At 61.8% G+C, this 8,724-nt stretch carries 10 protein-coding genes and 1 pseudogene; 1 reads left to right on the top strand and 10 read right to left on the bottom strand.

Annotation, left to right across the window (positions count from 1 at the left end; translation table 11 throughout):
* Window positions 1-108 precede the first annotated feature (108 nt).
* From DPM12_RS09190 to DPM12_RS09225, 8 genes and pseudogenes are all read right to left on the bottom strand, one after another.
* Window positions 109-1,398 (bottom strand): type II toxin-antitoxin system HipA family toxin, encoded by a 1,290-nt coding sequence (locus DPM12_RS09190; RefSeq protein WP_112258015.1) that lies wholly within the window; start codon window positions 1,396-1,398, stop codon window positions 109-111.
* A complete protein-coding gene (locus tag DPM12_RS09195) occupies window positions 1,380-1,679 on the bottom strand; it encodes a helix-turn-helix domain-containing protein (protein WP_112258016.1) in 300 nt (99 codons plus the stop codon). Before DPM12_RS09195 ends, DPM12_RS09190 begins: the two co-directional genes overlap by 19 nt.
* A gap of 551 nt (window positions 1,680-2,230) precedes the next feature.
* A complete protein-coding gene (locus DPM12_RS09200) occupies window positions 2,231-2,575 on the bottom strand; it encodes a type II toxin-antitoxin system PemK/MazF family toxin (protein WP_112258017.1) in 345 nt (114 codons plus the stop codon).
* Window positions 2,569-2,814 carry a ribbon-helix-helix protein, CopG family gene (locus tag DPM12_RS09205; RefSeq protein ID WP_112258018.1) on the bottom strand — a complete coding sequence of 82 codons (246 nt, stop codon included), beginning with the start codon at window positions 2,812-2,814 and terminating at the stop codon, window positions 2,569-2,571. Before DPM12_RS09205 ends, DPM12_RS09200 begins: the two co-directional genes overlap by 7 nt.
* 72 nt (window positions 2,815-2,886) lie before the next feature.
* Window positions 2,887-3,099: pseudogene (locus DPM12_RS09210) on the bottom strand (DNA alkylation repair protein); the annotation flags it as partial.
* A gap of 108 nt (window positions 3,100-3,207) precedes the next feature.
* Complete coding sequence (locus tag DPM12_RS09215; protein WP_123788605.1) at window positions 3,208-3,570, bottom strand: hypothetical protein; 363 nt, start codon at window positions 3,568-3,570, stop codon at window positions 3,208-3,210.
* 153 nt (window positions 3,571-3,723) lie between these two features.
* Window positions 3,724-5,022, bottom strand: a complete 1,299-nt coding sequence (locus DPM12_RS09220; RefSeq protein WP_112258020.1) for a type II toxin-antitoxin system HipA family toxin — start codon at window positions 5,020-5,022, stop codon at window positions 3,724-3,726.
* Entirely contained in the window at window positions 5,022-5,291 is a 270-nt protein-coding gene (locus DPM12_RS09225; protein ID WP_112258021.1) for a helix-turn-helix domain-containing protein, read from the bottom strand. Before DPM12_RS09225 ends, DPM12_RS09220 begins: the two co-directional genes overlap by 1 nt.
* A gap of 367 nt (window positions 5,292-5,658) precedes the next feature.
* Here DPM12_RS09225 and DPM12_RS24110 point away from each other — a divergent pair, with 367 nt between their 5' ends.
* Window positions 5,659-5,790: a hypothetical protein gene (locus DPM12_RS24110; RefSeq protein WP_281269644.1), complete on the top strand. Its 132-nt coding sequence runs from the start codon at window positions 5,659-5,661 to the stop codon at window positions 5,788-5,790.
* Between the two features lie 182 nt (window positions 5,791-5,972).
* Here DPM12_RS24110 and DPM12_RS09230 read toward each other — a convergent pair whose 3' ends face one another.
* Together DPM12_RS09230 and DPM12_RS09235 are read right to left on the bottom strand one after the other, a co-directional pair.
* Window positions 5,973-6,365, bottom strand: a complete 393-nt coding sequence (locus DPM12_RS09230) for a nucleotide pyrophosphohydrolase (protein ID WP_112258022.1) — start codon at window positions 6,363-6,365, stop codon at window positions 5,973-5,975.
* Between the two features lie 81 nt (window positions 6,366-6,446).
* Window positions 6,447-8,336 (bottom strand): DUF2075 domain-containing protein, encoded by a 1,890-nt coding sequence (locus DPM12_RS09235; RefSeq protein WP_112258023.1) that lies wholly within the window; start codon window positions 8,334-8,336, stop codon window positions 6,447-6,449.
* Between the last annotated feature and the right edge of the window lie 388 nt (window positions 8,337-8,724).

Here is an 8,724-nt window from a genome sequence, read left to right on the forward strand (position 1 = left end):
AGATGTGACCGTTCGATCACACTACGAGATGTTGTCGAACGACCACACGCGTAACTAACGGGCACCTTTGCCTATCGCTGCCAAATTGGTTGCCCACATCCGCGCCAATCAGGGTTTCAGCACGCCGAACGCACCGCGCCTGTCCTCAATGTGCGCCGTGACGAGCTCCGAGATCCACGTCGCGCGTTCCTTCAATGCTCCAGGAACCGCGTCCTCATGGGCCGCACGATGGAACGCATCCGGAATCGCCGCTCTCAGCGTCGCCACCCGCTCGAGCGACTCCTCCACCGACAGACCAAGTCGTGTCGCCACGGTCGCCCAGTCGCTTTCCGACACCTTGTGTAGGAGCCAGGTGCTCCCGATCTTCATCGCCGACTTCGCCCCCAGCTGCTGCTCATACGGCACGATGGTCGCCACGTCATACAAAGGACCCAGCTGGGTTCGGGAATTGGAAGCAAGAAGCAACGAGTAGTTCTTGGCGTGCGCGTCAGTCGCACCAATCAAGACATTGAACGCCAGTGCATCGAAGAAGCGCTTGGCACTTGCTTGCCGGTCACGAGCAACGAGGCCGCGCAGAAGTTGGGCGATTTCAGCCACACCCGGTCCGCCGTCGCTCTGATATTTCATATGTGGGTGCACAGCAAGAGCCTGACAGAGGTCCTCCTGGTGAATCCGCCGCCACCGCCCGTCAACGAACACGCGATCATAGCGCCGACTGATAAGTACCTCGGTGGCACCATGTGTGATGATCTCAGTCTCAGCAGCGGGCAGACCGACCAATTGGGCAGCACGCAAACACAGGTGCTCGTTGAGATGGTGATGTTCCAAGCCGGGGATAGATGGTTTGAGAATATGCGTGGTCGGTGTCGAGTCGCGTGGTATTCCCCACCGGCCGTCGTCGCCTCTGAACAGCGCGACTTTGCTCTGCGCACCAGCAAGACTCCATCGACCGGTATGGCGGCCGGGGTTCCAGTCAGAGCGATGTGCAGCTATCTCATCAAGGATGCCATCGATGTCATTCGTAGCAAGCCACTCGATGTCACCATGTCGGGAAGCCGCATCCGTCGACGCCTCGTCTTCGGGGAGCACTTGAACGGCGCCAGCCGCGTCCCGACCGACGTGTGCAAGCAGAGCAAAGGGATTGCGAGGAGACACCCCGAACTGCCGACCCCAGCGCTCGAGCGTGGATTCGCTGTCTGGCAACAGGCCCGCGAGAAATGCGTTCACTGCCTTCGGCGGGAACGTGGTTCGTCCAAGCGGAAGAGACAGCGACAAGGGCACTGAGGATGGATCGTTGTATTCCGCGAGGTAGTTGAAATCAACCCGTCCCGTCGTGCTCTGAGTGAGCGTGCCCACCGGCGTGCCATCGAGATAGACAGCTAATCGCCGCTCGGCCATGTCGACCTCCGCTCAGTCAGCCTGCCCAAGATGTCGTCGAACACATCCCCAGCGGATTCCTCGGCACCGCCCTCCGTGACAGCCACGCTGAGTCCGACGCCCACAGCGGCCAAAGCGTCGAGGACCAGTTGGGCTTCGAGTCGCGGATAGCCCTTTTCGAGGCGGACTACCCACTCCCGCGAGACGCCGACCGCCGCCGCGAGCTCCGCTTGAGTGAGACCCTTCTGCCTGCGTGCCTCCCGCACCACAGCGCCGAGATCTCGCATCGTGCGCGCTTGCATAGCCACCTTCAATGTGATCGTTCGACCACTTTATCATATGTGATCGAACGATCACATTAGCGGCCATGCAACCCTGTGCTTAGACCACGATCATCCGACGAGCGACGCTACGGTCGAAGCGCACCGATCGGAACGACGTCGACGCCGTCGGGACGTTGGTACGCGTACTCACCTGCGGTTACCACCACGAGCGCCTCTGGCTCGTGCGCGACTCGCCGTTCGGCGAGTCTGCGAAGTGATGCGGCGGCAGCGTCGATGTCGCGTCCGAGCTTGACCTCGATACCGATCCAGCTACCATCCCGACCCTCAATGATCAGAGAAGATACAGCAGAACTAGCAGCTCTAGCACTGTAGAACTAGCAGGAACTTGGTGACGCGCGAGCTCATGGCCTACGCCAGCTGAGACGACCAATCCAGCAATCCGACTCCAAGACATCGCCGCCCATAACCGCACCGAGGGCGTTGACCGTGGACATAAGCAGCCTCCCCGAACTCGGCCTCAGAGTGCACAGACTGACATGCTTTACGATTCGCCGACGCGCAGCGCCGCGTTACAGGGCGAGAACCCGGCGCAGCCCTTCGTCAACGTCGCTCATGAGATACACAGGCACGCAGTCGACGTACTCGGCGAGGTCTTCCTTGTTGATAGTGATGAGCGCAGTGACGTTGACGACCGAGTCCTTGGGTAGACCCGTGGAACTCGCTGGCAGGAACACGTTGCCAGGCATGGCGGCCAGGCTGGTAGCCGATGTGAGGACGACAACGATTGCTGTAGCGAGCTCACTGTCATTGAACGGATCCGACTGGACGACGAGGACCGGCCGACGCTTGGCCGGCCTGCTCCCCGTAGGAGTTTCGAGGTCTGTCCAATACACCTCGCCCCGGCGGATCACCACTCGTCGTCACTCGCCTCAAGGCGGCTCGTGCCGGCAAGCGCAGCAAGTTCGTTGGAATCATCCGTTCCAGTGGCCGCGAGCGCTCGATTGATCTGCTCCGTGACGGTGGCCGCCTCAACCTGCTCCAGGTACCGCTCGGCCGCCGAGGCAAAAAACTCGGAACGACTGATGCCCAGGCGGGCGGCGCACTTGGAGACACGCTCGAACGTGCTGTCTGGCACAGAGATCGCTGTCTTCATGCCGCCAGTATAACCCAGTAATACTCACGTCAGCGGCCGGTCTCCTCCCGACAGGCACGGCACCGCGCGTAGTCAGCTCTGTCTGTCGACCATCTCCTTGATCCAGGCCGGCGCGAACGGTGAGGTGCATCCGCTGGGGACGGGGTAGTCGCGGTACATGCCAAGTTTCTCGCCGATGGCGATGGCTCGCTCGCGGTGTTCGGGGTCGTGGATCCCGATCCCTGCCAGACTGAAGTTCATCGTCCACTGCACTTCCGGAGCGGCGTCAGGCATCTCGGTTTCGATGCTGCGGCTGCTCTTCCGAGAACGCAGGAGCCTCCGCGATATTCGCCTTCCGGCCGTGGGCCGTCGCTATTCCACGACCGGAGCAGTGTGCCGAGCAGGAGGGCTCGTCTAGCCGCTGCGGTAGAGGCTGATCCAGGTTCCGACTGTGGCCACAGCGGCCGGGAGAAAGAACAGGCCGATCGACGGCAGTGAGATAACTACGCCCAGACACAGGACGACAGAGCTGAGGCCCACCAGCCCGAGCCGTCGTCCCCAGGAAGCCAACCCGGTAGCGAAACCCGCAAGAGTAACCACGATAAGCAGGAGCATCGCGAAGAAGTTGAGGTCATCGACGAGGCCAGAGGTTGTTGAGCCGTTGGAAGTGGAAGTCGTCTGGATCGGGCCAAATAGGACGAGCAGAACGGCGAGCACCGTCAACACGGGAGTGATGATGGCCCATGATCGACATGCCGTCGGTGTTTCCGTGGTCATCACCTCCTCCTCTGCGTCTCCGAATGCACGTGCGGACACCGGCGCCACCGGACAAGGGTGAACGCTGGCCAGGACTGTACCTTCAGCACACTGTACTTAGGTACAGCTCTCTGAGCTGCGGCGACGGTAGCCGGTTGAGGCCACGATCTTGAATCATCGCGTAGCCGTCGACTCGGATCGGTCGTCGAGCCGGGCCGTCAACTGCTTGACATGAGCAGCAATCGGATCGATCGAGCGCGCCCTTATCTCCCCCGCCTCCGGCGTGCCCACCTGAACCAGGGCGTCCGCGAAGGCGTCGGGAAACGTGTCGGCCATATGCCGTACGCGTTCCCGATAACGCTCTGGTGGGATGCCAAGCGTGCTCGCAGCCCTTTCCCAGTGCTTGCCGAGTATCTGGCCGAACTTTCGCCGACCTCCAACGGCAATCGCTAGCTCGCGGAGCGCGGAGTTGCCGGCGTAAGGAAGGCCTGTTGCCAGGTCATAGAACGGAGCCACCTTCGTCTCGCGCGGCAGGAGAAGGAGAGAGATGTTCTTCGAGTGCCCGTCCGGTGCTCCCGCCACATAGTTGAACGCTGCAAAGTCTCCGAGCGCCGCCATTCCCGAACTGCGCTCATGGACATTCTGTTCGACGATTCGAGCCATATCAGCCAAGGTCGGCCCGCCGTGCGCCTCATATTTCCTCGCCGGCAGTCGTCCGCTGGCCGAGCAGAAGTCCTCCTGGTGGATGCGTAAGACGGTCTCGTCTTCCAAGATGAGCCGGTCGTAGCGCTCGACCACAATCGCTGGCTCGCTTTCACCGAAGTGAGTGAAATCTGTGTGCGCCACATCCAATCCGATCTTGCGAGCGGCACGCATCGTCGCATGTTCAACGAGTGCCTGGTGATGCAGCCGGCCGATACCGGGCTTGACGATGTGGGTAGTTGGAGCAGCCCCTCGCGCCTCGTACCACCCGCTCGGCACGTTGACCAGAGCGATCTTTGACTGTTGCCCGGCAAGGGACCAGTGCTCGTCCGGCAGCGTCCACGATGCGGCGTCGCGAGTACGCAGAGACTTCAGCCTCTCCGCGATGTGAGTTTCGGTCACGGGCTCGAGCTGCTGGTTCCGTGATTGCATCTCGTCGAGTGAGTCAGGTGCGCAGAACTGCACCGCTCCTGGGCAGTCCCAGCCCATCCGAGAAAGGATCGCCACGGTGTCACCCGGGTCGACGCCGAGCATCGCGCCCCATTGGTTGCGGGTTTCCGGATCCTCGGGAAGCAGGCCTTCGAGGAAAGCACGGACGCTTTTGCCCCGATACGTGATGTCCGCAACCGGCATTCGAGTTCCCAGGGGAGTGGCGCCTGAAGCCACATAGGACGGGTCGTACGTGAACTCTGGCTCGGCGGTTGGGGAACGCTGGTCAATCCGCCCGACGACGGCTCCATATAAGACGACGAGCAGCCGACGAGGAGCCATCAGCTTTCCTTCCGAGCCGCGAGAGCAGCCAGCAGTGCCGCCTCGCCTTCGGACGTCTTGGGCGTGGCGAGCTCGAGAGCAAGCCCGAGCGCCCGCAACACCAGGAAGACCTGCTCGACACTGGCTGCAGGATGGCCGGCCTCGAACCTTGCGAGCCAGGCGCGAGACACTCCGGCATGCGCAGCGAACGACACCTGCGACATCCCGCGTCGCTTGCGTTCAGCACGCACTGCAGCGCCAAGTTGCCGCGCATCCGTGATACTCGCCATCGACGCCTCCTGTCTGCGTACGCAGACATTCAAAATTGTCCACGTACGTAGATACTACTAAATGCCTGCGTTCGTAGACAATCGTCGAAGTTGAGGTAGCGGGATCGAACAAACCCCCGCGAACTCGACCTACTCAACCAGGCCTGACCACTGGCATCACTCCAAGCCAACCTGCTCGAACTAGCCCGCCACCACGGGCAAATCGAACACCGCGCCAAGACCAACCACGTCTATCCCAGCCGACGCAAGATACCCACCAACACCCGGGCATCTTGACGTCAGGCAACAGGGCCAGATCAAGCCGCCACCGCCGTGGCTCGAATACCGGTACGATCAACAGCGCGAAGATAGACTGTCCCGAGCGGCGTTGCTCACAACGTCGAAGCAGGTCTCCTGCCCGACCACCCGCGCCTACGTCGAGCGCCGCACCGCTGAAGGTCGCACCAAGCCGGAGATCCGCCGCTGCCTGAAACGGCACATCGCACGCCAGCTCTTGTGACAGATGTGCGCTGGCGGCTTGACACGAGCCATAGAAGCGTCACTATGAGGGACTCAACTACGCACCGCGCCGGTTCTCAATGTGCGCCGTGACGAGCTCCGAGATCCGCGTCGGGCACTCCAGATCGCATCGTGCCGGTAAACGCCCGCTCTGCATCCGTGCGAGAGTCGCCCAGCGGTCCATCACTTAGTTCGGCTCGTCGACGCCGACGGCGGAATTCGTCGTCCCACTTCGTCGAGCTTCTCGTGTGCCGCACTGACGAGATCGACGTCAAGAACTGCAGCCAGACGAACGAGGTAGTTGGTGACATCCGCGAGTTCCGAGCGGATCCGCGCCGCTCTTGCGGGGTCGTGGGACATGACGGCGATCGACTCATCGGGTGTGAGCCACTGGAACTCGGCCAACACCTCTCCGGCCTCTCCGGCAAGCGCCATGGCCAGGTTTTTCGGTGTGTGGAATTGTTCCCAATCCCGCTCGGCGGCGAACGCCTCTAGTCGCTCAGCGAGTTCGGTGAGGCGGTCAGCTGCTGCACCGCCGCCAGAGGTCGCAGGATCTTCTTCACGTTTCCCGTCCACCGTCCATTCCTACCAGCTGCCCCTTTCGAGTCCAGCCAACGATTCCGAGACCTCAGTCATGATCCCGTCGCGGAAGCACGATCACGCCGACGCGGGCCTGCGCACGCCTTCAATGAGCTCAGCCAGAAACTCGCGCGTATGCCGATCGGTCGCATAGACGACTGTGCCGACCATGCCACGCGTGAGGAGCACCTTGTAGACGTTACGGACGTTCCGATCGAACTCCGCGTCGCTCACAGAGTTGCGGTTCCGGAATGCCGGATCGCGGTTCTCACTTCGCACTGAAGTCAGCTCACCGTCTCGGGCCACCAGGTCAGGACCAATGATGACGCCAGACCAGTCGTATTCGAATCCTTGAGCCGTATAGATGCAGCCCACTTGGCCGAATCCCGCCGGGTCAGTCGCCCAGTAAGAACGACCCGGCGCCCCGCCAACGGAGCGCTCGCTCTTGACGTTCCACGGGCGTGCCCAGTCCCCGATCTGCACGTCAGCAACGAGCGAACCGTCGGGTCGCGGGTTACTCCACGGCCAGCAGAAGCCGGCGGACATCCTCGCCGAATAGCCTTCATCCCGCTTGGTGGCCAGGATGGCCTCGAGATCAGACGGCGAATCCGCGACTTGTACCTCGAATCGCTCGTCCCCCTCCCACGGAGCCGGGCCACCTGGCTCAAGGCCAAGCAGGCGCTTCACCCAGCGCTCATACACCGCGCTGCCGCCGCATCTGAACTGTCCCTCGAGATCAACAGGGATCACTTCAAGACCGCGACGCGCTGCGGCCTCCTCAATGGCTTCGTAGGTCCCGATCTCACCTGGCTTGACGACCTGGTGCTCGTCGAGCAGGAACACTGGCACACTCGCGACGGAGATGAGTTCCTCCACCTGAGGTCGTCCGGTACGGTCCGAGGCCTTGGTGAATCTGTTCTCTGACGTTGCCCTGATGCGATGCGCCTCGTCGGCGATGAGCACATCGAGGCTGTTCGCCGACTCCTTCATGAAGCTGTTGAAGTACCTGAACAGGTTCTTGAGCCGCGTCGACCCCTTGCCCGCGTACTTGCGCAGCGTCTCAGTGAATGATTTCGAGCCCGTCGCGTGCACGACGGTGCGGCCTCGGCGAGAAAGCTCGCCGAGGATCGAGAGTGCGATGACGCTCTTCCCGCTACCAGGGCCGCCCTTCACGACGATGACGCGCTTGCTGTCCTGCTCATGTGCATGCTCAACGGCGTGGAGGACATGCTCATAGGCCACCCTCTGCTCGTCCAGAAGCGTGAACCGTTCCCGCTCCTTGATCTCCTCCGCCGCGACAGCCAACAGTTGCCGGCTGGGGCGGATCGCACTGGAGAGAAACCGGTCCGCCGCGGGCGCACCCGGCGCAGGAGAAAGGTGTGTCTGCAGGTAATCCAAGAACTCACCCCGACGCTGAGCGGTGAACACTCGACTGTGTTCGTCCTGGCTCTGGTCAAGCACATCCCTGACCGCATGGTCGGTGGCGTTGTGGAGATAGGCCACGCCCTTCACGACATCAGAACGACCACGCAGCGACGCCGTGAAGTCCGCGATGAGCTCACAATAGCCGTGCACCTGAGTAGCGGGATTTAAACGTGGTCCCCGATGCCGGCCTTCAACGAGTACGAGTTCGTCATTGTCCTCCCAAGCTTCAGCACTGCTCCACTGCTTCAGTTCGACTACGACGTACGAGTCCTCGCCAGTCCGTGGATGGACACCCGCCACGATGGCGTCAACGCGCTTACTCGTAAGAGGAAGCCGGTGCTCGACAAGGATCTCCACCGAGCCAAGACCAGCGTCGACGAGATCGCGAGCGAGTACCGGCAAGCTACGTTCCCAGGACCGCATCTCCGCATCCGACGCCCGCGCTCCTGTTGCGTATCGGACATGCTCAGCGATCCGAACCGGCAATGTACTCTCCAGCGCCAACGCAGCCAAGCTTTCGGCGGATGCGCGAAACGCCGACATCGGCGACAGAACCCCCAGGGCAGCACGAAGTCACTCGTGCGGGTGGGGGCATGTCCGCCAGAGGCAGAAGCCCGTCGGGCCGCATCATGTACGGATTCGACCTTAGCGAACCGCGTGATCAGATCAGACATCTGCGTCAGCACGGCCAGTCTCCGGAAGCCGCCAATCGACGGTCAATCGGTGACAGTTCTGTACGGAGTGGCTTCTACGGTGTCGCGATCCAGCAACGAAAGGTGCTGTTTCACCCGTCGCCGTGTCGTTCACAGGACTATCGACTTCTGTCCGGCGTTTCATGAAACGATCTTCTATTCGGTCGGATGATTGCCGAAAGCTCAGCGCCCCTTATGAAAGCTAAAGTTAGCCCCCCTGCACGTTTCTGCTGGTCACA

Origin of the sequence: Phytoactinopolyspora halophila, from assembly GCF_003287285.1 — a bacterium.
Taxonomy (GTDB): Bacteria; Actinomycetota; Actinomycetes; order Jiangellales; family Jiangellaceae; genus Phytoactinopolyspora_A; species Phytoactinopolyspora_A halophila.

Excerpts from the sequence above, each read along its gene's own strand:
- DPM12_RS09215 (WP_123788605.1), bottom strand. The coding sequence starts at position 3,570 with ATGACCACGGAAACACCGACGGCATGTCGATCATGGGCCATCATCACT.
- DPM12_RS09220 (WP_112258020.1), bottom strand. The coding sequence starts at position 5,022 with ATGGCTCCTCGTCGGCTGCTCGTCGTCTTATATGGAGCCGTCGTCGGG.
- DPM12_RS09190 (WP_112258015.1), bottom strand. The coding sequence starts at position 1,398 with ATGGCCGAGCGGCGATTAGCTGTCTATCTCGATGGCACGCCGGTGGGC.
- DPM12_RS09235 (WP_112258023.1), bottom strand. The coding sequence starts at position 8,336 with ATGTCGGCGTTTCGCGCATCCGCCGAAAGCTTGGCTGCGTTGGCGCTG.
- DPM12_RS09195 (WP_112258016.1), bottom strand. The coding sequence starts at position 1,679 with ATGCAAGCGCGCACGATGCGAGATCTCGGCGCTGTGGTGCGGGAGGCA.
- DPM12_RS09205 (WP_112258018.1), bottom strand. The coding sequence starts at position 2,814 with ATGAAGACAGCGATCTCTGTGCCAGACAGCACGTTCGAGCGTGTCTCC.
- DPM12_RS09225 (WP_112258021.1), bottom strand. The coding sequence starts at position 5,291 with ATGGCGAGTATCACGGATGCGCGGCAACTTGGCGCTGCAGTGCGTGCT.